Genomic DNA, 22,774 nt, shown 5'->3' on the forward strand with positions numbered 1-22,774 from the left:
TTTCGCCTATTTTGAAAATGGATCAGGAAGTTGAGTTGTGGTCGGTTCAACAATGACCGCAGTACCATAGACAAAAAGTTCTGATGCACCTTGCGCAATATTAGAGGTGGAAAAACGGATTCCAACAATTGCATTGGCACCTAAACCATGTGCTTTTTCAATCATACGATTCATGGCTTCTTGGCGCGATTCTTCTAGTAACTCGGTATAGCCTTTGAGTTCACCACCGACAATATTTTTTAGACCAGCCATAAAGTCACGTCCAACATGTTTACTACGGACGGTACTTCCATAAACGACATCAAGCTGTTGCTTTATGACATGTGCTGGAACAGTTTCTAAATTACTGAGTTTCATTTTAAATATTCATTGATGATGTCTTGCTTCAAACATAGGAAATTATCCATCAAAAAGCAATAAAAAAAGCCCACCGAAGTGAGCTTTGATCATCAAACTGAGATTAACTGACTTTTTTATCTTTTGAATGATATTTCAATTCAGATGAAGAGGCCGGTTGTGCAATTTGATCCGCAGTGTTGGCTTTTAGACCACCACCAAGGGTTTTATAAACCTCTACCTGATTGTTTAAGTTCGCTTGCTCTAATAGCAATAAACCTTGTTCAGCAGAGTAAGACGTACGTTGAGCATCTAAAACAGTTAAGTAACTATCAATACCAGCACGGAAGCGGGCATTTGAAAGTTTATAGGTTGTATTGGTTGCATCAACTAAACGTTTTTGAGCAGAAAGACGATCACCAATATTTTGGCGAGTCGCTAATGCGTCATTCACTTCACGGAAAGCTGATTGAATTGATTTTTCATAGTCAGATAACGCAATTTGTTGATCTGTTTCTGAAATCTTAATGTTCGCTTTACGTGTGCCCCAATCCCATAACGGAATATCAAGACTAGGACCTAAAGACCAAACGAAAGCACCTGATTTAAATAAATCACTTAAATCAGTAGATGCATAACCTGCAGTACCCGTCAAACTGATGGTTGGGAATAAGCGCGCTTTCGCAGCACCGATATTTGCACCAGCAGCAGAAAGTTGGTATTCAGCCGCTTTGACGTCTGGACGGTTGTTCAGCAAGTCACTTGGTAAACCTGATGCGAACGCAGCATTTGAAGTAATACGCGTTACACGTTGTGTTGGCAATAAGTTGTCTGGAACTGATTGTCCAACAAGCAGATTTAGCAAGTTCTGAGCTTGTGCAATTTGAGTCTTATAATTGGCAACATCATTACGTGCAGTTTCAACAGAAATCTGAGCCTGACGAACAGGCACTTCACTGTCAATACCGACATCAAAACGTTTTTTGTTGAGGTTATAAGAGTCAAGCTGCGCTTTTAATGTTTGGTCAGCGAGCTTAAGTTGTGCACTGGCAAAAGAGTAATTTAGCCAAGCTTGCGCAACTTGACTAATTAAGCTGATTTGCGTTGCATCACGCGCACTTGCAGTCGATAAATAAGTATCAAGCGCATTGTCTTTTAAACTTTTTACTCGACCCCAGAAGTCTAACTCATAAGCAGTCACACCAAGGCCAACATTATAACGTGTTTGAGCACCTACACCTTGATCCTGACGTAACAGACCACCACTTGCACCAATCGTTGGTAGTTGATTGTTTTCAGTGATTTGATAGGCTTGTTGAGCACGTTGAATGTTCAATGTTGCTGTACGTAAATCACGGTTATTGGCTAAAGCAAGATCAAGTACTTGAAGTAAGCGTTGATCTGCAAAAAACTCTTTATAACCTTGTTCAGCAATAGATGTACCACCGTTATTTTGAATATAACCTGTTGGTATGTTCGCCTGAGCTACGGGTTCTGGGCCACGCATGCTTTGACACGCTGTCAAAGCAAGCGCAAGTGCAGATACCGCAATGCTACGACCTGAAATAGACCATACTTTTTGCATCACGATTTATGCTCCTGAATATTTTGATTTTTAGGTTTGTACTTAAAGATACTACGAATCCATACGAAGAACACAGGAATAAAGAAGATACCTAAAAGTGTTGAGCTAATTACACCACCCAATACACCATAACCGACTGAGTGTTGGCTACCAGCACCAGCGCCGCTTGATAAAGCAAGTGGCAATACACCGAAACCGAACGCTAAGGTTGTCATGATAATTGGACGTAAACGCATTTTTGCAGCATGCAATGTCGCTTCAAACAATTCTTCGCCTTGTTCTTGCAACTCTTTTGCAAACTCTACAATCAAAATCGCATTTTTTGCAGACAAACCGATGACTGCAACGATCGCCACTTGGAAGTAGATGTTAAATGATAAGTTAGGATCACCTTTGATGACCATGCCCAACCAAGTTAAGGTAAATGCACCAATAACACCTAATGGCACGACTAGCAATACTGAAACTGGAATTGACCAACTTTCATATAAAGCTGAAAGGCAAAGGAACACGATAAGCAATGAAAGAATTAAAAGCGGAACAGTTTGACTGCCAGATTCACGTTCTTCTAAAGACAGACCCGTCCATTCATAGTCGAAACCTGTTAAGCCCATAGACGGTAACTTACCAATAATTTCTTCCATAGCAAGCATCGCATCTCCCGAACTTACGCCCGGTGCTGGTGTACCTTGAATGTTTGCAGAAGCTACACCGTTATAACGCTCGAGACGAGGTGAACCATAAGTCCATTGGCCTGTTGCAAATGCAGAGAATGGAACCATGGTGCCGCTATTGTTACGGACATACCACTTGTTTAAATCTTCAGGCATCATGCGAGCGCTTGATTCACCTTGAACATAAACTTTTTTCACACGACCACGATCAACGAAGTCATTGATATAAGAACCACCCCATGCCATGCTCATGGTCGAATTAATATCCGCAATACTGACTCCCATTGCACCAGCTTGTGCTTGATCAATGTTGATTTGATATTGAGGGGTATCTTCTTGACCATTTGGACGAACACCAGCAAGACGTTTGTCTTGAGAAGCCATACCTAAAATAGCATTACGTGCAGCAATAAGTTTATCGTGACCTTGACCACTGGCATCTTTTAATTGGATGTCAAAACCTGATGAAACACCTAATTCTGGCATTGCTGGTAATTGCAATGGCATGATGTAGGATGCATCTTTGACGATCATATTCAGTGCCATACCGCGTTGAATAATGGCGCCAATTTGTGATTCAGGTGTAGTACGTTCACTCCAGTCTTTCAATTTAATGAAAGCTAAACCAGCATTTTGCCCGACACCTGTAAATGAGAAACCAGAAACTGTAAAAATAGTATCTACATTTGCTTTTTCCTTATTTAAGAAGTAATCGGTCATTGTTGTGATGACTTTATCTGTCCGTTCAAGGCTGGCACTTGGTGGTAACTGAACAAGTGTCATAACTACGCCTTGGTCTTCTTCTGGTAAGAAAGAAGAGGGGAGCATTTTGTACAGTCCAACTAAGGCAACAATCACAGCAATATAGATCGCACCAGAGAAGATCTTATGATGGGTCATACGATTGACACCACCTTGGTATTTCTCCGCTACTTTTTCAAAACTGCGGTTAAACCAACGGAAGAAACGCGCAAAAATGTTATTGCTTGGTTCTTGATTTGGATCATGCTGTTTTAACAATGTCGCACAAAGCGCAGGGGTAAAAGTTAAAGCAACGATTAAAGACAAAACCATTGCTGTAACGAGCGTGATCGAAAACTGACGGTAAATTACACCTGTAGTACCACCAAAGAATGCCATAGGTACAAATACAGCAGTCAATACGCTGGTAATACCCACCAAAGCACCTGAAATTTGTTTCATCGATTTTTCAGTGGCTTCAACTGGACCAGCATGTTCTTCTTGCATTACCCGTTCGACGTTCTCAACCACAACGATGGCATCATCGACCAATAGACCAATTGCCAGCACCATGGCGAACATGGTTAAAGTATTGATCGAGAAGCCGAAAATATTAATAACTGCAAATGTCCCAAGTACAACCACAGGAACTGCCATTGTTGGGATAATCGTTGCACGCCAGTTCTGTAAGAACAAGAACATCACGAAGAATACAAGAACGATTGCTTCAATTAATGTATGTACCACACTTTCAATTGAAAGCTTAATAAACGGTGTGGTGTCATAAGCAATTTTATCTTTTAAGCCTTCAGGGTAGTTTTTACGCAATTCAGTTAAGCGTTTTTCTACAGCAGCAGCTGTATCAAGTGCATTTGCACCTGTTGCCAATTTAATTGCTACACCGCCCGCAGGGTTACCATTAAATTTAGAATCGAATTGATAACTGTCTGAACCTAATTCTACACGTGCAACATCACCCAAACGAACTTGAGCACCAGAAGACGTGTTTTTTAGGAAGATGTTTTTAAATTGTTCAGGTGTTTGCAACATGCTTTGCGCATTGACAGTCGCATTGAGGATCTGACCTTGTACAGCTGGAGCACCACCCAATTGACCTACAGCCACTTGTGAGTTTTGTGCACGAATGGCAGCAGCAATATCACTTGGTGTAACTTGCAAACTGGTCATTTTAGCTGGGTCTAGCCAGATACGCATTGCATATTGACCACCAAAGACTTGAATTTCACCTACGCCTGCAACACGACTCAGTGGTTCAGAAATATTTGAGTTTACATAGTCTTTAATGTCAGCGCCAGAAAGGCTGCCATCTGGCGAATAAAATGCAAGTACTTGCATAAAGCTCGCGCCAGATTTGGTCACTTTTACGCCTTGACGTTGTACATCTTCAGGTAAAAGTGCAGTCGCTGACTGCAATTTGTTCTGTACTTGAACCTGTGCAATGTCTGGATCAATACCTTGTTCAAAATTCAGGTTGATTGATGCCTGACCATTACCCGCACTGTTCGATGAGATGTAACGTAAACCATCTAGACCATTCATTTGTTGTTCAATGATCTGCGTTACGGTGTTCTCAACAGTTTGTGCAGAAGCACCAGGATAAGTTGCAGCAATTGTCACTACAGGAGGAGCAATTGTTGGATACTGAGCAACAGGCATTTTTGTCAGCGTCAGGATACCCGCCAACATAATTACCAGTGCAATCACCCACGCAAAAATGGGGCGATGAATAAAAAATTGAGCCATATTCGTCTACCCCTTATGCATTTGAAGTAGCTTTTTGTTCACTGGATTTATTTTGTTGAACAGGTTGTGCTGCTGTACCTGGTTTAGCACCTGCTTGTGGTGCAGCCGCTTGAGGCTGATAAGGTTTAGCAACCACAGCTTGTTCTGGTTTTACTTTGGCAATACCATCAACAATCACTTTATCGCCAGTATTTAGGCCTTGAGTGACGATCCAATCTTTACCTTGAACACCTACAGTTGTTACAGGACGGCTTTCAACGACACCTTTTGCATTTACAAGCATCGCGATTGCTTGGCCAGTGGGTGTGCGTGTAATTGCTGCTTGTGGAACTAAGTAAGCATTTGGAATTACGCCTTGTACGATCTGCGCATTGGCAAACATACCTGGCAATAATAAATGATTAGGATTTGAGAAGACTGCGCGTAAAGTCACAGAACCAGTGCTTGGATCTACACTCGCATCAGAGAATGCAAGGTTTCCTTCCACACCGTAGTAGCTACCATCTTCAAGTTTTAAACGAACTTTGGTGTTATTGCTACGATCAATACTACCTTGACTTAACTGTTGGCGTAGACGTAATAACTCAGCACTTGATTGGCTGATGTCTACATAAATTGGGTCAAGTTGCTGAATCGTAACCAAAGCATTGGCTTGGTTTGCAGTCACCAAAGCACCAGCAGTGACTGAAGAACGACCAGATTGACCTGAAATAGGTGAACGAACAGTCGAATAACCTAGGTCAATTTGTGCATTTTTAACAGCAGCATTTGATGCTGCAATATCTGCTTCAGCAAGTTTGATTTGTGCAAGCAAATCATCAAACTCTTGCTTAGAAACAGCATTGATGCCGACAAGTTGACGATAACGATTTGCTTTAACCTGCAAGGCATTTAAGTTTGCTTGCTGACGTACTAAAGCTGCTTTTGCACTGTCTAAGTTTGCACGATTGATGCTCGAGTCAATCTCATAAAGAGGTTGGCCTTCACGAACAAAACTACCTTCCGTAAACAAACGTTTTAAAATCACACCATTTGTTTGTGGGCGAACGTCAGAGATTTGATACGCTGAAGTACGACCCGAAAGTTCAACACTTTGTTCTACGCTTTGTGGCTGAGCAACAATGACACCAACTTCAGTCGGCGGCATTTTTTGGGCAGCACCACCAGCTTGTTGTGCTGATTTAGGATCTTTGCTGCAGCCTACAAGTGCAATACTTGTTGCGAGAGCACAAGCAGTAAGGGCAGGAGCCCAAAGCTTTGCCGACATCATTATTCCACCTCGTTTAGATTCTTATCTAAAAATAATTTGTTCTGTCTTAACGTTTCTCGTGACAGTATGAGCCATAAAATTGCAGCCCATATGACACCTATACTCCATCCAGTGAGTACATCAGTTGGGAAATGTGCCCCTAGATAAATTCTAGAGCCCCCCATGCTTAGAAACCATAAAAAGCCCCCCAAGCTAATCCATTTAACTTGGCGATGCTTTTGAAATATAAACATAATCGAACAGCATACAATCGCTGCATAAATGCTGTGAGCACTAGGAAATGAAGCACCATAGGTTTGCACCATTTGGTAGATTTCATCGGGTCTAGGACGATTAACCAGATATTTGAGTATCCAACCAATCGCCGCAGCACCGAGCAGTCCAATACTGATCATCAGCACATTTGCATATTGTTTTAGGCGTATGAAATATAAATTACATAGCCCTGCAATCACGATCATTGACGGTAAGCCGCCCAGATAGGATAGGGTGAGTGCTAGACCATTCAAGACCTCTAAACGGTGTGAACTCATCCATACAACGCTTGAAAAATCAAACTGTTGTACCTGGTTAATGTTTAAACCAACACTCCCAATAAGTAAACCTATACAGCCAATAAGGAGCAATACGTAAGGCATAAGTTAACCTAGAGTATATAATTGCGTACGTTAAGTTTATTTAATCAACCGAAGTGTACTAGCCAGTACACTTTTTTTCAAGTGAGTAAATTTAGGTAATTTATACTAATTTCTTTTTGTGAAATAATTAACAATTTGCACAAAAAATAACAAAAATCCTAGTGATTTAGTTTGCTTTGTGAGTTTGCCTCATCTTCAAGTTGTAAGGGTTGTTTTGGCGGCCAGAAGAAATCTAAAGGACGGGTAGAAAAATGGGTAAATATGAGTTTTGCCAATGGTTTCCATTGCGAAAAACGAACTTGTCTTGCTCTGAGTGCTACAATAATGGTGAGCGTGAAGCTGACAAATAAGTTGGTCAAACCAATACACAACACGCCAAGGAAAGACACAATGATGAGGCCAATATCAGGTGAACCATTGATGGTCATTAAGCCTTGAATAAAGTTGGCAGCAGCAAACGCAATATGGCGAATATCTAATGGTAAACCTAAGATAAAACCAATGGTTCCCATACTTCCAAGCATGATCCCAAAGATAAAATTACCCGCTAAAGCGCCTAAGTTTCGCTCGATATAGTCTGCAAACTTGTCCAGTCTGGCTTGTCCCATCATTTTTTTCAATTTTATGTGAGCTTTTAAGCGAGGCCCGACTTTTCGATAGACTGACATATTGTCAAAATATCCAGCGATTAATCCCGATAAAAATAAACAAACACCTGCAATTGCTGCATGAGGAATTGCCAATGAGGTAAATGGATTTAGGCTGGCGAGTAAGGTTGTGGCTTTAGCATGCGTCAAAAGTGGTTCATGCATTGACAGTTGCCATAGATAGGTAATTAAGGCGGCAGTTGGAATCGCAATCGAAATATTTCCCAGAATTGCAATAAACTGGGTCCGGATAATATTAATAATCAGTCCAGCAAGTTCAGCAATTTGCGCTGTTTTTGAACCCTTTTGGTGCTGAACTGTTGATGCAAGTGCAGCCGCCGTCATCGCAGGCTGTTTGGTTGCTACAGTAAAGTGCAAAACATGGATCAGGATAAAGCCCAATGAATAATTCATACTGTAGAGAAAGGCATGCAAAAATGGCGCAAGGACTAAACGTGCAGTCAGTATTTTCAGGGTTGCCATGGTTGCAATAATCGCACCTGCGCCTGCAGCTGCTTTATACATGCCAAAGAAACCTTTTTTATCGGTACTTACATAATGTTCGCCTGTCTTACTGGCATTTTCAGTGACTTGTAGTGCGATTAACTCACTGTTGGTTTTAAGCAAATCACGCACACTGGTTTCACTATAGTGAGCATTGACTAAGTCAGTGAGCAATTCACCACAGAGCTGATAACGGATCTGATCATCTTCTACAAGAAGATTGAGTAAGAGTTCGATTCGATCAATACATTGTTCTAGTAACGAGAGTAGATAAGTCAGACTTAAACTCACCCCAATCCGTTTGATTGCTCGACGGATTTTTTGTACCACATCACGACATTGTTCAATCATGACCAACGCTTGGTCTGCATCAGGAGGAATACCCACAGCAAGCTCATCTTCATCGCGATGTTGTTTTTTATACGCTTCTATAAACTCAACAATTTCACGGTTTTGAACTAAAAAAGGCGATTCATATTCTTGAAGCTCAGGGTAGGCATTGATAAATTCAGGATATAAGCCAATACCACTGATTCGATAGGAAAGCACAGTAATGGCTTTGACAATATCGCGTTTAATTCCCAATTTATCGTTTTTATAACGATGACCTTGATTGAGTAATCGGAACAATTGTTCCCATTTCTTTTCACTGATATTTTCCAGCCAATATTTATCACTACGTTGGTGAAACACTTTGCCAACCAAATCTTTGAGATCTGATTCGTCTGTCAATAAAGGTAGAAAATGTGCGCCAATCCGTTGCCCAAGCTGATTCCAAAAGCCGTCTAAAGATAAAATCCCACTATCTGCATACAATCCTGCTTGTTTATAGTGATTGACCAGCTTGAGTAAGTAACCTTGAAATGCAGAAGATGCATTGGGTGTAGTGAGCAGTGCTTGAATTAAAGCATCAAATTTATTTTGACTTTCTTCTAAATTGTGGCTGTCACTGGGTCTGATACGATTGATTAACTCAATTAATATATCAGGATTGGGAACAACTTTTATGCCGTCAAGTTGTTCCTGCATAAGGAGGAAAAGATCATTAAATTGTATATGCATAAGCCTTGTTAAATTTTATTGAATTCGATGTAAGGCAAGTTGCGCTAAATTATACAATGCCTGGCGATACTCAGATTCAGGCAAATGATTCAAAGCTTGAATCGCAGCTTGAGTTTCTTCTGTGGCACGGCGACTACAATAATCTAAAGCACCTGAGCTCTGAACAATTTCAATCACACGATTTAAATCGCTTGTTCCACCAGTTGCGATACTTTTACGGATAATTTCGTGCTCTTCACCCTGAGTATTTGCTAAGGCAGAGATTAAAGGTAAAGTGGGTTTACCTTCCATTAAATCATCACCAATATTTTTACCTAATGTTTCAGCATCAGAGGTATAGTCTAAAATATCATCAATAATTTGAAAGGCATTGCCAAAATGACCTGCAAATAAACGTAATGGTTCACGATACTCAGGTTTCCCTGCAATGATGGCAGCACCTTCAGTTGCAAGTTCAAATAAACGAGAAGTTTTACCGTGAATAATATCTAAATAAGTTTGTTCAGTTGTTTCGGGTTGGTGCTGTGCTTGAAGCTGTAATACTTCACCTTCGGCAATTTCACAAGTGCCAGTCGAAAAGTCTTTGAGCAAGATCATATTGTCGAGATCAACCAGAAGATCAAAAGCTCGAGAAATCAGAAAATCACCCACCAACACCGCAGTTTGGTTGTTCCAAGTTGCGTTCGCAGTTGGACGACCACGACGTAAACCAGATTCATCTACAACATCATCATGTACCAATGTTGCGGTATGCAGCATTTCAATGATTGCTGCCAGTTTACGATAAGGGTCCATCTGTAGATCTGTTGCACCACATGCTTTTGCTGCAAGTAGGCACATGATTGGACGCATGCGTTTACCGCCAGCTTCAACAACATGTTTACTGACGGCCATCACTAAAGCAACTTTTGAGGTAATCCCTTCATTAATAAACTTGTCCATTGCAGCAAAGTCGGTTGCAACTGGAGCGAGAATATCTTGCTTAAAGTCGATGGTCATCGGGTGGGAGCCTCATGCAAATGCGTTATAAGTTGCTAGTGTAACAATTAACATGTCTGAATGTTGCTTTTGCAAGCAGACATCGTGCCTGAATCTTAATGATTTGTTCTTTCTTTGTCCAAAGATGAATAAAGCATTGAACATTCAATCGATCATTCTTTTGAGCTACATAGTAGCGGATTTGTTTTAAAAATCTATTTCAATTTTAGCTGTATCTTAAAAAAAAATTCATATTATCAAAGGGGAAATCTTAAAAAAACCATTATATGTAGATTATTTTCTATACAATGATAATATTTGCTGGAAATGACTTGTTGTTTAATTCATTATCACTTAAAATCTTTGCCCTTGAATAACCCCCAGTGGCGTTCGTCTTAAGATCGATATATTCCTTTATCGGCACGACGACACGGGTAAGTTGGAGTACATTATGTACGCAGTAATCCAAAGCGGTGGTAAACAGCACCGTGTTGTTGAGGGTGAAACCCTTAAAGTAGAATTGTTGAAAGCTGAAACTGGCGCGACTATTACATTTGATGATGTATTAATGGTTGTGAATGGCGAAAGCATTCAAATCGGTGCTCCAGTTGTAGCTGGCGCAAAAGTAACTGCAGAAGTGGTTGGTCACGGTCGTCATGACAAAATTCGTATTGTTAAAATGCGTCGTCGTAAGCACTACCGTAAACAACAAGGTCACCGTCAATGGTTTACCGAGTTGAAAATTACTACGATCGCAGGTTAATCACTAGGAGTATATAGACATGGCAACTAAAAAAGCCGGTGGTTCGACCAAAAACGGTCGTGATTCGAATCCTAAAATGTTAGGTGTTAAAATGTACGGTGGTCAAGCTGTGACTGCTGGTAACATTATCGTTCGTCAACGTGGTACAGAATTCCACGCTGGTACAAATGTTGGTATGGGTCGTGACCATACTTTATTTGCTACTGCTGACGGCGTAATCAAATTTGAAGTGAAAGGTCAATTTGGCCGTCGCTATGTATCTGTTGAAGCGTAAGCTTTAAGAGTGCAAAAAAGCCCGCTTTATTGCGGGTTTTTTTATCAGTTTTTTTTAGCATTAAAGAAAAAACCATCTTCATCATGATGAATAATTTTCAACATATTGCACCAATAACAATACAAAACTTCTTATTTTCTCAATTATTACTGACTCAATTTGGTTTAAGATAAGCAATCTAATAAATTACATTCTGTGCCAAATATTATTTGAATATTTTAATTGAGGTACAGACATAGAAAAGGTGAACATATGAATATGCTTCGTAAAACGATGGGTGCAGTGGCTATAAGTGCAGCGCTGTTTGCACCTGTAATGAGCACAACAGTTTTTGCAGCAACTGCTGCTTCGGAGCAACAAGCAACCGCAAATTTGGTTAAACAACTCAGTGGTGTAAAAAGCTTTACTGCAAATTTTGAGCAAACCACAAAAGCGACTCAAACAGGTAAAGTTGCACAGAAAAAGGGTTTAACCGCTCAGCATATGAATCAAACCTTTAAAGGTACAATGAAGGTTGAGCGTCCTGGTAAATTCTATTGGGAAACCACCACGCCCGCAAAACAGACTATTGTGACCGCAGGTCGTACAGTGTGGATTTATGATCCTGACTTACAGCAGGCTGTACGCCAAAGTTTAGATGAGCAGGTTGCCAATACACCAGCATTACTACTCAGTGGTAATACTGAGCAAATTCAAAAGGCTTATCGTATTACTCAGCCGAATGCAGGTAAAACTTACTATACCTTGTATCCAAAACAAAAAGATGGTGCTTTCCAAAGCTTGACGATTAGTTTTGGGGCGAAAAATGCACCGACTTTAATGATCTTGCAAGATTCTTTGGGTCAAACAACCACTGTGCGTTTTAACAATGTACAGGTCAATGCCGCTATCCCTGCATCTACCTTTAATTTTGTGCCGCCTAAAGGCACAGACATTATTGATCAATAAACGATTTTGATTGAATAGAAGAGCAACCGTAAGGTTGCTTTTTTTATGCCGATTAAACAGAACAGAGCAATAGACTTAGCCATGTAATACTAGCTACGAGCAAATAAAGTGGCTTTCAATACAAGATTATTCTATGCTCAAACAAGGGTTTGAATATAAAAACTGAGATGCTGTATGTATCGCAAGACACAATTGAAACTCAAACATTACCCAAAGATGACTGCGCAAAAGTCATTTTTGAATGTTTTGAGGCAAAAGTTAATCTGCATGATTGGGCGATTTTTAAGACGGCATCGTCGTGACGCAGAAGTCAATCTTTATCAGCAGAAGCTTTACCAGCCAGTTGAAGAAATTATCACAACCAACTTAAAAATATCAGGAATTATCCCACCGCATTTAAATGGTTTATTGTTAAGAATTGGCTCAAATCCGATTGATGTCGCAAAGCCGACATTATTTGAATGGTATCTTGGTCATGGAATGATTCACGCGCTCAAATTACAAGCGGGTAAAGCAATCTGGTTTAAAAGCAGTATGCTGGCCACAGATACGGTGCAGCAATATAAACAACAACCAGCAATAGGCGGCTTTCGCCGTGGTGCACATGATGTTGTAAATACCAACATTTTTAAACATGCAGGAAAACTTTGGGCGGTGATTGAAGCTGGCGCGTTTCCAATCTGCTTAGATGATGAGTTAAATGCAGAACGTTATCAGTTGTTTAATAGTGATGCTGATTTACCGTTTACCGCACATCCTCGTAAAGATGCTAAAACAGGGCACTTACATGCGATTAGTTATGATGCTTTAGATCGTAAAAATGCCTATTACCAAGTGATTGATCAGCATGGCGATTTAATTCATGTCACGCAAATTTTATTACAACATGGTCCCATGATTCATGATTGTCTCATTACACAACAAGAAGTTTTGGTTTTTGATTTTCCGCTTACTTTTTCAATGACGCGATTATTGCATGGTGCAAGTGTTCCCTATCAATGGAATAAACAGCATCAAGCACGTATTGGAATATTGCCTAAATATGCAAATGCTGAACAGATTCAGTGGATTGAGCTTGAACCATGTTTTGTTTTTCATGCAGCAAATGCTTTTCGTGATCATGAAAATAGAATTATTTTAGATGTTTTGGTACATCAGGACGATTTTGAACATTCCCAACACGCAGCTTATGAATTGCAACATGCACAGTTAGAACGTTGGCGCATTGATTTAAGCTTACAAACGCTACATAGAACTGTACTCGACTCTCGAATTCAAGAATTTCCGAAAATTGATGCGCGTTTTACTGGGGTCCCATATCGCTATTTATACACTTTGGGTTTTGCTGAAACTACATTGTTCAATTGTTTATATATTCATGATTTAGAAATGCAAACATTTGTGAGTTATGATTTTGGTATACAGTGGGCAATTGGTGAAGTTACTTTTGTGGCTAAGCATGAACACAGTGCAGAAGGGCATGGATATCTGATGGCCTATTTGCATCATGTAGAGGGGGAAGCAGCCAAAGCTGTTATTTTAAAAGTAAATGGACTAGAAATAGCTGAGCAGGCTGAAATTGATTTGGGCGTACATATACCACTGGGATTTCATTGTAATTGGGTTGAGAACCATGCAAATGTAGATTTCAATCAAAATGACAATGTTGGCGCTAATTTGAATAAAAGAGTTAGCACATAGGCTTAAACAACAAAATTTCAATAATTAACAATTATGAATATTAATTTAAAGGTTCTGGTTTTATGATAGGGCTATTACTAAATATGCTTTAAAGATATAGAAATGAAAGTAAATTTTAAAAGTGGTCTGATTTTTTTATCTCTTTTATCCAGTATGCTCATGGTTAGCGCATGCCAAGAAAAGCCAGCACCTCAAGCAGAACAAGCTGCAACAGCAACTCAACACGCGCAAATACCATTGATTCAAGCTAAGGTTGAACGCGTCAATGTGGTAAAAAAACAGTTTTGTGATGAAGATGGTTGTACGCAATATGATTTGCAAACTGTAAAAAGTAATGTGCCTTGGCTAGATGACTATTTTCTAAATCGTATTAAAAAAGATGTACCTGGCGCATTTGAGAAAGATCAAAATCATGCCCAAGCTGAAAGTGAAGCGCAATCTTCACCTAAAGGCTTAAATCAAAATTCAATTTATGTTCGTTTTATTTCACAACAAAATAATTTAGCCACTTTTGTGATCCAGACTTATACCTATGCAGCCGGTGCTGCTCATGGGATGTATCACAATGAATATGTGACATTCGATTTAAGCACGCAAAAGCGCCTCGCCCTAACAGATATTTTAAAACCAAACGTCGAAGCAAAAGTTGCTGAACAGCTTTATGATGCCAATGCGAACTGGTTGATTCAAAAGGATATTACGCGTGATAAATTGCAGTTAAGTGATAACTATTATTACGGTGTAAATGGTCTGGTTTTTGTTTATCCATTATATGAACTTACTTCTTATGCAGAAGGTATGCCTGAGTTAAAGCTGCCGTATCAAGTGGCAAAAGATTTGATTAAAGCCGAGTATTTACCAAGTCTACCTCAAGTCGAAGCGACTGTAGAAAAACCTGTTACACCTTAATTGTCTTCAAATCATACAATTCATGTATGTCTAATGCTCTGTCACTGTATTTTTTACAGTGAAGAGCTTACACTATAGTCAGTTTTTTTCTTACCCTTTAGATTGACTATGATCGACCCGAAATTAATCAGAAATAATATCGAGGCTGTAAACTTAGCCTTAGCCAAACGTGGTGTACAACTCAACGTTGAAGAATGGGCATCACTAGAAGCTCGCCGTAAAGAAATTCAGTCTAGAACTGAAAACTTACAGGCAGAGCGTAATTCGGGTGCGAAACAAGTTGGTCAAATCAAAAAATCTGGTGGCGATGCTTCAGAAATCATGGCACGTATGGGTGCGATTGGTGATGAAATTAAAGCCGCTGAAGTTGAATTGAATGAACTTCAAGCTGAATTAGAAGCAAAACTACTCTCAATCCCAAACATGCCACATGAGTCTGTGCCAGAAGGGAAAGATGAAAGTGATAATGTTGAAGTTTTAAAGTGGGGCACACCACGTCAATTTGATTTCGAAATCAAAGACCATACTGACCTTGGCGAAATGATGGGTGGGTTGGAGTTTGAAACTGCAACCAAGTTAACGGGCACACGTTTCAGCGTATTGAAAGGTCCATTGGCGCGTTTACAACGTGCATTGACCCAGTTCATGCTGGATACCCATACCTTGAAAAATGGTTATACCGAAGCTTATGTCCCTTATCTTGTTAATGCAGACTCATTGCGTGGTACAGGTCAACTGCCTAAATTTGAAGAAGATTTGTTTAAATTACAAGGCGAAAAAGAATACTATTTGATTCCAACCGCCGAAGTTCCAGTGACGAACTTTGTCCGTAATGAAATCATTGATGCTGACCGTTTACCGTTGAAATATGCTGCGCATACACCATGTTTCCGTAGTGAGGCAGGTTCTTATGGTCGTGATACGCGCGGTTTGATTCGTCAACACCAATTCGACAAAGTTGAAATGGTCCAAATCGTAAAACCTGAAGACTCAATGGATGCTTTGGAAGCATTGACAGGTCATGCAGAAGGGATCTTACAAGCTTTAGGCTTACCATATCGTAAAATCGTTTTATGTGGTGGTGATATGGGCTTTGGTGCGTGTAAAACTTATGATTTAGAAGTTTGGGTACCAAGCCAAGATACATATCGTGAGATTTCTTCTTGTTCAAATATGGGCGATTTCCAAGCACGCCGTATGATGGCGCGTTATCGTGCAGACCAAAAGAAAACTGAGCTGGTACATACTTTGAATGGTTCTGGTTTGGCTGTCGGTCGTACTTTATTGGCTGTGATGGAAAACTACCAACGTGCCGATGGCTCTATTGAAGTGCCAGAAGTGTTACGCCCGTACATGGCTGGTGCAACATTTATCGACTAAATATCGAAAACTCGATATTTGGTTCAGTTTTGTGCATAAATATTGCTTAGTACAATCAGATTTGAACTTTTGAGGAACACTGTGGAAATTTTCCCAATTTCATTAAAACTACAAGGGCAACCTTGTCTGATTGTGGGTGGTGGGCATATTGCTTACCGCAAAGCAGTATTACTTGCAAAAGCTGGTGCAGTGATTCATGTGGTTGCACCTGATATAGAGCAAAATCTTTTAGATATTGTCCATTCAACCCATGGGCAATATCATGCAGATAAATTTGACCGTCAAATTAGCCTAAGTAGCTATCGTTTGGTGATTGCTGCAACCAATGATAAAGCTGTCAATCAAGCTGTTTTTGAAGCTTGTGAAGATTTAAATGTGTTAGTCAACAGTGTTGATGATCCTCCACATTGTCGCTTTATGGTGCCTGCGATCATTGATCGTTCACCACTGGTGGTTTCAATTGCCACCAATGGTGCCTCTCCTGTTTTATCTCGCCAGATTCGTACTCAGCTTGAAGCGTCTATTCCTCATGGAATGGGTAAACTTGCTGATTTTTCTGGGAAATGGCGTAAAGCTGTTAAAGAACAGATTACTAATCCTGATGAACGTCGAATCTTTTGGGAAGATTTATATGCCAGCCCTTTAAAAGAGCAGGTGTTTAATGACAATCTCATAGAGGCAGATTGTCTAATTGAACAAGCTTTAACAAAATGGCAAAAACCAAAAGGTGAAGTTTATTTGGTGGGTGCAGGACCAGGTGATCCAGAGCTGTTAACCTTAAAAGCACTTAGATTGATGCAGCAAGCGGATGTGGTGATTTATGATCGCTTAGTGTCCCCCGCGATTTTAGAATTGTGTCGTCGTGATGCTGAAAAAATCTATGTGGGTAAAGCACGTTCAAATCATTCTGTGCCACAAGATGGGATTAATGCATTACTGGTCAAATATGCCACCGAAGGTAAACGTGTCTGCCGTCTAAAAGGTGGTGATCCGTTTATATTTGGTCGCGGTGGTGAAGAAATTCAAGAGCTTTTTGCGGCCAATATTACGTTCCAAGTTGTTCCGGGCATTACCGCCGCATCAGGGTGCTCAGCTTATGCTGGGATTCCGCTTACACATCGTGATTATGCACAAAGCGTCCGTTTTTTGACGGGACATTTAAAAGAAGGTTCACCAGAGCTACCCTGGAAGGAGCTGGTTTATGAAAATCAGACATTGGTTTTATATATGGGCTTGGTGGGACTAGAAAAAATTTGTGAAAATCTAATATCACATGGTCAACGTCCAAATATGCCAGTGGCTTTGATCTCCAAAGGGACAACCCCTGATCAAAAGGTGGTGGTTGGAACATTGGCAGATATTGCATCAAAAGTTGAAGAAAACCATATTCAAGCGCCTACTTTGACCATTATTGGTGAAGTGGTGAGTTTACGCGAACAGTTACAGTGGCAATAATATCTGCCTAAATTTTTCTTTAAAAAACAGACATGGTCTTTTTTAAAGGACTTAGGTTGTATTCTGATAAGTAGAGATCTCCCGTGATTCATGTTGTTTTATACGAGCCTGAAATTCCTGCAAATACAGGGAATATCATTCGTTTATGTGCCAATACAGGTGCACAATTACATTTAGTCAAGCCTCTAGGTTTTGAACTGGATGATAAAAAGTTGCGCCGTGCAGGATTGGATTATCATGAATGGGCACATATGAAAGTTTGGGAAAACTTTGCTGAATGTTTGGCACATTTAAAGGTGCAGGGAATTGATCTTGATGCGATTTATCCTTTAACCACCAAAGGCACTGAAACACCACATACCTCAGATTTAAACCGACCTGTGGCTTTATTGATGGGGCCAGAAACACGTGGTTTACCAGAAGATGTTCGTATGATGTTCCCTCAGTCGCATTGGATTCGTTTACCTATGGCACCGAATTCACGTAGTCTGAATTTATCGAATGCCACCGCAGTAATTCTATATGAAGCATGGCGTCAGCAAGGGTTTAAAGAGTTAAAATAAAAATCATAACCCATCGCATAGATGGGTTTTTATTCATATTCATTTATGATTGCCTTTTGGGAAGGAGCAGTGTGGTTATGGTTGTATAAGCGATCTCATCAGATTGGGATTTGCCTTTAAAATCAGTAATCCGAATATTTATCTTAATTTTTTGTCCTTTCTTTGCAATATACCAAATATTTGAGTGATTCTTTCTTCTATAACTATAGTCAAACCGCCTAATTATTCATACAAGTGATTTACATCAAGTCATTGATCATAAGTTTTTGTATTAACTTTTAGAAACTGTTGATTATCGATTCATTTTTTATACTTTTGAATTCTAGATGTTTATCCTATCGCGGGGCGACAGGGATGTCGCCGTTGGGCGGGGGTACAGGACGTACCCCTCGCCCAATAGAAGATTTTTGTCACTTTTCATCTCTGAAAAGTGAGGCACCGCCTACGCAAAGCTATTTAAACTTTGAATGTAAGGTGTGGCAATGCAAGGCAAGCTTTTTTATAATCAAATAATTTATTTTTCCATACAATTGATTTAATTAAAAATATTAATTAAGAGCAATTATATTCTTGTGTCTGAGTTTTTTGACAGGTTGCCTATATAACGTTCCTAAATAGTGTTGACAGCCTGTATCAGGCTGCACCCCAATGCTTGTACTTTCTTATTCAGACCTTAAAAAATCAGATTTTAACTATTTGTTTGCTTCTAAATAGGTCACCGTTTCAGATTTCGGTATACCTTTATAATCTGTGATTAAGATATTCAGTTTAATTTTTTGTCCTTTTTTAAATTCAGAGCGATTCGGGAAATCGCTTAAATTTTCTACTAAGACTCTGCCGATATAGTGTTGACAACCACTATCTGCTCGGCCAGCGGCTTGCGCTTTTTTTACAATACCTTTGATGTTGAGTGTTGCTTCCTCAACTTCACCTAAGCCATCTTTATTGATATATAGCGTACGTGTAGACGCGTTTTCTAAAAGTTTAACCTCTAAGTCACAAGAATTTTCATAGGATGCAAACGCACTATGGCTGAGGATTGCTAGGATAAAGAGCAGTGGAATTTTCATTATTTTGTCCTCTTTGCTATGTTTTTATTCAAATGACGCTGAGTTGATATCATGCTTACAACATAGCGAGCTGAGTATAAGTGATATTTAGAGTGTTGAGGTCTAGGCTTCCTGCAACAGTGCTGGCTCATTTTTTGCTTGAATGGCATCAAATTGTTTTTGAGCACGAATAACATGTTGCACATTGCCTTCAGCCCAGAGCTTAAATGATAAAGCAGTTTGAGCAAACTCAAAGCCTAGAGAGGTTAATGCATATTCAACACGAATTACATTGTTCTCATGAATTGTACGGGTGATAAATCCATCTCTTTCTAGAATTTTTAATTTCTGAGAAAGTACTTTAGGTGAGATGCCAGTTAAGTTTTTTTTCAGTTCGTTGAAGTGTTGAGAGTGCTGATGAAGTCGATAAATAATCATCAAAACCCACTTATCTGCAAATTTTTCAAAAAAAGATCTTGCCGGGCAGTTTGGATGAAAAATATTAAAATTGAATGCATTAGTCATCAATCTATACCTCAATTTGGAAAGTTATAACCAAGAAATGACCAGTTACCATGTAGTAACTAATTGATACTAGATTTCAAAAGTATATCATAAATTAATCAGGTCAATACAACTTCTGCTGATTGATAGCATTGATCGACCCTTTTATATTTATGAGCGTGGTTTTAATGAAAATAACAGATGCGGTCGTTTTTATTACGGGTGCAAATCGTGGTCTAGGTTTAGCACTTGCCCAGCAAGCGATACAACGTGGCGCCAAGAAAGTTTATGCAGGAATGCGTAATCTTCAAGATTTTAATCAACAGGGTATTATTCCGATTGTTGTAGATGTCACAGATTCCGTATCTATTCAAAAAGCTGTTGCAGAATGTGGTGATGTCAATCTATTAATCAACAATGCAGGTATTGCACGCTTAAATGAAAGCCCTGTAGATGCAAATATTGCAGCAGTGACACGGGCGGTTTTAGAAACCAATCTTTATGGTGTGATCAATACAACTCAGCAATTCTCTCCAATTTTAGCAAGCCATGCTGAAAGTTATATCGTTAATATTTTATCGGATGTGTCTTGGGAACCCAGCACGATGTTAGCTAGTTATGCGATTTCTAAAGCGGCAGCATGGTCATTTACCAATTCAACTCGGCAATGGTTAGCAAAAGCCAATGTTCATGTGATGGGGGTACATGTTGGTTTTATCGACACAGATTTAACCCAATCACTGGATATTGCCAAAATTTCTCCACATACAGTGGCGCAACATGTATTTGATGGAATTCAACAAAATGCCTTTGAAGTGTTGGTTGGGGAATCTACCCAACAACTCAAACAAGGTCTAACTGCAACCCCTCCAAGTTATATCAAACATTAATATACCTATCATCTCAATCAGAGGACTTATCATGTCAAAAATCGCTGTTGTTTATCATTCAGGTTATGGTCATACCAAAGTCATTGCAGAAACTTTTGCCTATGAAATTCAGGCAACGCTCATCGAAGTGGATCAAGAGGGCAATATTCAAGATCAGGATTGGGACACTTTAGATACTGCAGATGCAATCGTATTTGGTGCGCCAACTTACATGGGCGGTGTGCCTTGGCAATTTAAAAAATTTGCAGATGCATCTTCTAAGCGTTGGTTTACTCGTGCATGGGCAAATAAAGTTTTCGGTGGTTTTACCAACAGTGCAAGTTTGAATGGTGATAAGCAAGTCACGTTAATTTCTTTACATACCTTGGCTTCACAACATGGTGGTATTTGGGTCAGTCTTGGTTTGGCACCATCAAACACTAAAAGCGCTACACGTCAGGATGTGAACAGCTTAGGCGGTTCTGTCGGCTTATTGGTTCAATCACCTGCTGATGCCAGTACAGATGAGATTCCAAGCGGTGATTTAGAGACTGCAAAACAATATGCAAAACGAATCAAAGCGATAACGGAAAAATTTATTGCAGCATAATTGCAGTTGATATGACTAAAATAAGAAAGGCGCATAAAGCGCCTTTCTTATTTGATTACACCCACAATAATCAATTATTCATGTTCATTGTGTTGTGGTGCAGGGTAGCGGAAACCACGAGTTTTATAGGCTAAATAGGCAACACCTAATACAGCCCATGCAAGCCCGAGTTTTAATGCCATTTCATCAATTTCTAACCACATCAAGAACACGCTGGCAAAACCAAGAGATGGAATCACCACATAATTGATGATTTCTTTCAGTGATTTTGTTCTGCCGTCACGTAAGGCGTAACGTGAAATCACAGAGAAATTAACAAAACTAAATGCAGTTAAAGCACCAAAGCTAATTAAGTTGACAATATGTTCAAGGTCAAGAAAACCCGCTGATAACGCAACAACACCAACAATCAAAATATTATAAGTCGGGGTATGTAATTTTGGACTAATATGACCAAAAATCTTTTTGTTAATGACGCCATCACGACCCATTACATACATCAAACGGGATACCCCAGCGTGTGCAGAAATACCAGAAGCCAGTACAGCAATGACCGCAAAATACAATACTAACTTTTTAAATGCGATACCTGTAATTGCCGTTAAAATGGTTGCATTGCCAAGTGCTTCAAGCATCACAGGTTGAGATTCATCCAGCGGATTAAAGTAAAGATTGGCATTACTTGGGAAAAATAACTGAATAAAATAGGTACTAAAAATAAAGATAATACCCGCGATCAACGCTGTAGAGAAAATTGCTTTTGGTAAGGTTTTTTCAGCATCTTTGGTTTCTTCTGCAAGGGATGATAACGCATCAAAACCTGTGAAAGAGAAACAAAGAATCGTTGCACCACCGATTAATGCACCAATTGCAGTCATTTCACTCCAGAATGGAGCAAGTGACCATAATTCAGCTTTATCTGGGTTTAAGGTGCCATCTGCGTAAATACCCTGAGTTAATAGTAAGTAAACTTCATAAACAAAGTAGAAGATGATCGCAAGTTGCACCACTACAATGGTACTGTTAAATCGAGCAACAAAACGTGAACCAAACAAGTTGATCACAGTCATAATTGCCGTCAGTGCAATGACCCAGATCCAGTTATTCACATCTGGGAATAAGGCTCTTAAGTAAATATCAGCCAAAATGATGTTGACGAGTGGAGATAATAAATAATCTAACCAAGAAGACCAGCCAACCATAAAGCCGACATTCGGGTGAATCGATTTTTGCGCATAGGTATAAGCAGACCCTGACGAAGGGTAGCGCTTGATCATATGACCATAACTGATAGAGGTCAGAAGGATGGCAACAAGCGCAAAAATATAAGAAGTTGGAACATGTCCATGGCTTCCGTCTGACACTAAACCAAAGGTATCAAATAAGGTAAGTGGCTGAATATACGCTAGACCAATAATGATAATATGCCACAGCACAAGATTTTTTTTCAGTTTTGCTGTGGATTGAGTCCCAGAGATATCTGTCAACGGCGTTATCCTCTTAATCGTTGATCAAGGATCAGTCATATTTATAAGGATCGTTTGAGACGA

The 22,774-nt window shown here is 39.7% G+C and carries 20 protein-coding genes; 10 read left to right on the forward strand and 10 right to left on the reverse strand.

From position 1 onward, the window contains the following. Positions 1-6 precede the first annotated feature (6 nt). From M2R48_RS04700 to sdsA, 7 genes are all read right to left on the reverse strand, one after another. A complete protein-coding gene (locus M2R48_RS04700) occupies positions 7-357 on the reverse strand; it encodes a YbjQ family protein (protein ID WP_004819546.1) in 351 nt (116 codons plus the stop codon). A gap of 103 nt (positions 358-460) precedes the next feature. Then, positions 461-1,921, reverse strand: a complete 1,461-nt coding sequence (gene adeK / locus M2R48_RS04705) for a multidrug efflux RND transporter AdeIJK outer membrane channel subunit AdeK (RefSeq protein ID WP_004722574.1) — start codon at positions 1,919-1,921, stop codon at positions 461-463. Further along, entirely contained in the window at positions 1,921-5,100 is a 3,180-nt protein-coding gene (locus M2R48_RS04710) for an efflux RND transporter permease subunit (RefSeq protein WP_262085249.1), read from the reverse strand. Before M2R48_RS04710 ends, adeK begins: the two co-directional genes overlap by 1 nt. 13 nt (positions 5,101-5,113) lie before the next feature. After that, positions 5,114-6,370 carry an efflux RND transporter periplasmic adaptor subunit gene (locus M2R48_RS04715; protein WP_035371662.1) on the reverse strand — a complete coding sequence of 419 codons (1,257 nt, stop codon included), beginning with the start codon at positions 6,368-6,370 and terminating at the stop codon, positions 5,114-5,116. Then, positions 6,370-7,008 (reverse strand): phosphatase PAP2 family protein, encoded by a 639-nt coding sequence (locus M2R48_RS04720; RefSeq protein WP_004819553.1) that lies wholly within the window; start codon positions 7,006-7,008, stop codon positions 6,370-6,372. The genes M2R48_RS04715 and M2R48_RS04720 overlap by 1 nt, the downstream gene beginning before the upstream one ends. Positions 7,009-7,166: 158 nt before the next feature. Then, on the reverse strand, positions 7,167-9,221 hold the full coding sequence (locus tag M2R48_RS04725; RefSeq protein WP_262085250.1) for a site-specific recombinase: 2,055 nt from the start codon (positions 9,219-9,221) through the stop codon (positions 7,167-7,169). A 15-nt stretch (positions 9,222-9,236) separates the two neighbouring features. Continuing rightward, entirely contained in the window at positions 9,237-10,220 is a 984-nt protein-coding gene (gene sdsA / locus M2R48_RS04730) for an All-trans-nonaprenyl-diphosphate synthase (RefSeq protein WP_244015307.1), read from the reverse strand. 430 nt (positions 10,221-10,650) lie between these two features. Between sdsA and rplU the strand changes: the two genes are divergently transcribed. From rplU to M2R48_RS04770, 8 genes are all read left to right on the forward strand, one after another. Continuing rightward, positions 10,651-10,962, forward strand: coding sequence for a 50S ribosomal protein L21 (rplU, locus tag M2R48_RS04735; RefSeq protein ID WP_004722561.1), 312 nt, complete (start codon positions 10,651-10,653; stop codon positions 10,960-10,962). A 19-nt stretch (positions 10,963-10,981) separates the two neighbouring features. Continuing rightward, a complete protein-coding gene (gene rpmA / locus M2R48_RS04740; RefSeq protein WP_004722560.1) occupies positions 10,982-11,236 on the forward strand; it encodes a 50S ribosomal protein L27 in 255 nt (84 codons plus the stop codon). Positions 11,237-11,488: 252 nt separating this feature from the next. Then, the gene (gene lolA / locus M2R48_RS04745) at positions 11,489-12,184 is read left to right on the forward strand and encodes an outer membrane lipoprotein chaperone LolA (protein WP_004722558.1); all 696 of its coding nucleotides are present in this window, start codon (positions 11,489-11,491) and stop codon (positions 12,182-12,184) included. 174 nt (positions 12,185-12,358) lie between these two features. Then, a complete protein-coding gene (locus tag M2R48_RS04750) occupies positions 12,359-13,885 on the forward strand; it encodes a carotenoid oxygenase family protein (protein ID WP_262085251.1) in 1,527 nt (508 codons plus the stop codon). A gap of 102 nt (positions 13,886-13,987) precedes the next feature. Then, the gene (locus tag M2R48_RS04755; RefSeq protein ID WP_262085252.1) at positions 13,988-14,794 is read left to right on the forward strand and encodes an RsiV family protein; all 807 of its coding nucleotides are present in this window, start codon (positions 13,988-13,990) and stop codon (positions 14,792-14,794) included. Between the two features lie 108 nt (positions 14,795-14,902). Further along, on the forward strand, positions 14,903-16,174 hold the full coding sequence (gene serS / locus M2R48_RS04760; RefSeq protein ID WP_004722550.1) for a serine--tRNA ligase: 1,272 nt from the start codon (positions 14,903-14,905) through the stop codon (positions 16,172-16,174). An 81-nt stretch (positions 16,175-16,255) separates the two neighbouring features. Continuing rightward, positions 16,256-17,629 carry a siroheme synthase CysG gene (gene cysG, locus M2R48_RS04765; protein WP_262085253.1) on the forward strand — a complete coding sequence of 458 codons (1,374 nt, stop codon included), beginning with the start codon at positions 16,256-16,258 and terminating at the stop codon, positions 17,627-17,629. An 83-nt stretch (positions 17,630-17,712) separates the two neighbouring features. Further along, complete coding sequence (locus tag M2R48_RS04770) at positions 17,713-18,192, forward strand: tRNA (cytidine(34)-2'-O)-methyltransferase (protein WP_004819563.1); 480 nt, start codon at positions 17,713-17,715, stop codon at positions 18,190-18,192. A gap of 692 nt (positions 18,193-18,884) precedes the next feature. Here M2R48_RS04770 and M2R48_RS04775 read toward each other — a convergent pair. Continuing rightward, the gene (locus M2R48_RS04775) at positions 18,885-19,262 is read right to left on the reverse strand and encodes a hypothetical protein (RefSeq protein ID WP_262085254.1); all 378 of its coding nucleotides are present in this window, start codon (positions 19,260-19,262) and stop codon (positions 18,885-18,887) included. Between the two features lie 102 nt (positions 19,263-19,364). Next, positions 19,365-19,766 carry a winged helix-turn-helix transcriptional regulator gene (locus M2R48_RS04780; RefSeq protein WP_004722540.1) on the reverse strand — a complete coding sequence of 134 codons (402 nt, stop codon included), beginning with the start codon at positions 19,764-19,766 and terminating at the stop codon, positions 19,365-19,367. A gap of 167 nt (positions 19,767-19,933) precedes the next feature. Between M2R48_RS04780 and M2R48_RS04785 the strand changes: the two genes are divergently transcribed. Both M2R48_RS04785 and M2R48_RS04790 read left to right on the forward strand, forming a co-directional pair. Beyond that, a complete protein-coding gene (locus tag M2R48_RS04785) occupies positions 19,934-20,635 on the forward strand; it encodes an SDR family NAD(P)-dependent oxidoreductase (protein WP_262085255.1) in 702 nt (233 codons plus the stop codon). Between the two features lie 31 nt (positions 20,636-20,666). Further along, positions 20,667-21,224 carry a flavodoxin family protein gene (locus tag M2R48_RS04790; RefSeq protein ID WP_262085256.1) on the forward strand — a complete coding sequence of 186 codons (558 nt, stop codon included), beginning with the start codon at positions 20,667-20,669 and terminating at the stop codon, positions 21,222-21,224. Positions 21,225-21,298: 74 nt separating this feature from the next. On the opposite strand, the gene M2R48_RS04795 is transcribed toward M2R48_RS04790, so the two are convergent. Next, positions 21,299-22,711, reverse strand: coding sequence for an APC family permease (locus M2R48_RS04795; protein WP_004722537.1), 1,413 nt, complete (start codon positions 22,709-22,711; stop codon positions 21,299-21,301). Positions 22,712-22,774 lie beyond the last annotated feature (63 nt).

Source organism: Acinetobacter sp. I-MWF (assembly GCF_025433935.1).
Taxonomy (GTDB): Bacteria; Pseudomonadota; Gammaproteobacteria; order Pseudomonadales; family Moraxellaceae; genus Acinetobacter; species Acinetobacter guillouiae.

Excerpts from the sequence above, each read along its gene's own strand:
- M2R48_RS04710 (WP_262085249.1), bottom strand. The coding sequence starts at position 5,100 with ATGGCTCAATTTTTTATTCATCGCCCCATTTTTGCGTGGGTGATTGCA.
- sdsA (WP_244015307.1), bottom strand. The coding sequence starts at position 10,220 with ATGACCATCGACTTTAAGCAAGATATTCTCGCTCCAGTTGCAACCGAC.
- serS (WP_004722550.1), top strand. The coding sequence starts at position 14,903 with ATGATCGACCCGAAATTAATCAGAAATAATATCGAGGCTGTAAACTTA.
- M2R48_RS04720 (WP_004819553.1), bottom strand. The coding sequence starts at position 7,008 with ATGCCTTACGTATTGCTCCTTATTGGCTGTATAGGTTTACTTATTGGG.
- M2R48_RS04700 (WP_004819546.1), bottom strand. The coding sequence starts at position 357 with ATGAAACTCAGTAATTTAGAAACTGTTCCAGCACATGTCATAAAGCAA.
- M2R48_RS04715 (WP_035371662.1), bottom strand. The coding sequence starts at position 6,370 with ATGATGTCGGCAAAGCTTTGGGCTCCTGCCCTTACTGCTTGTGCTCTC.
- M2R48_RS04785 (WP_262085255.1), top strand. The coding sequence starts at position 19,934 with ATGAAAATAACAGATGCGGTCGTTTTTATTACGGGTGCAAATCGTGGT.
- M2R48_RS04755 (WP_262085252.1), top strand. The coding sequence starts at position 13,988 with ATGAAAGTAAATTTTAAAAGTGGTCTGATTTTTTTATCTCTTTTATCC.
- M2R48_RS04780 (WP_004722540.1), bottom strand. The coding sequence starts at position 19,766 with ATGACTAATGCATTCAATTTTAATATTTTTCATCCAAACTGCCCGGCA.
- M2R48_RS04750 (WP_262085251.1), top strand. The coding sequence starts at position 12,359 with ATGTATCGCAAGACACAATTGAAACTCAAACATTACCCAAAGATGACT.
- M2R48_RS04775 (WP_262085254.1), bottom strand. The coding sequence starts at position 19,262 with ATGAAAATTCCACTGCTCTTTATCCTAGCAATCCTCAGCCATAGTGCG.
- M2R48_RS04725 (WP_262085250.1), bottom strand. The coding sequence starts at position 9,221 with ATGCATATACAATTTAATGATCTTTTCCTCCTTATGCAGGAACAACTT.
- adeK (WP_004722574.1), bottom strand. The coding sequence starts at position 1,921 with ATGCAAAAAGTATGGTCTATTTCAGGTCGTAGCATTGCGGTATCTGCA.
- rpmA (WP_004722560.1), top strand. The coding sequence starts at position 10,982 with ATGGCAACTAAAAAAGCCGGTGGTTCGACCAAAAACGGTCGTGATTCG.
- M2R48_RS04790 (WP_262085256.1), top strand. The coding sequence starts at position 20,667 with ATGTCAAAAATCGCTGTTGTTTATCATTCAGGTTATGGTCATACCAAA.
- lolA (WP_004722558.1), top strand. The coding sequence starts at position 11,489 with ATGAATATGCTTCGTAAAACGATGGGTGCAGTGGCTATAAGTGCAGCG.
- rplU (WP_004722561.1), top strand. The coding sequence starts at position 10,651 with ATGTACGCAGTAATCCAAAGCGGTGGTAAACAGCACCGTGTTGTTGAG.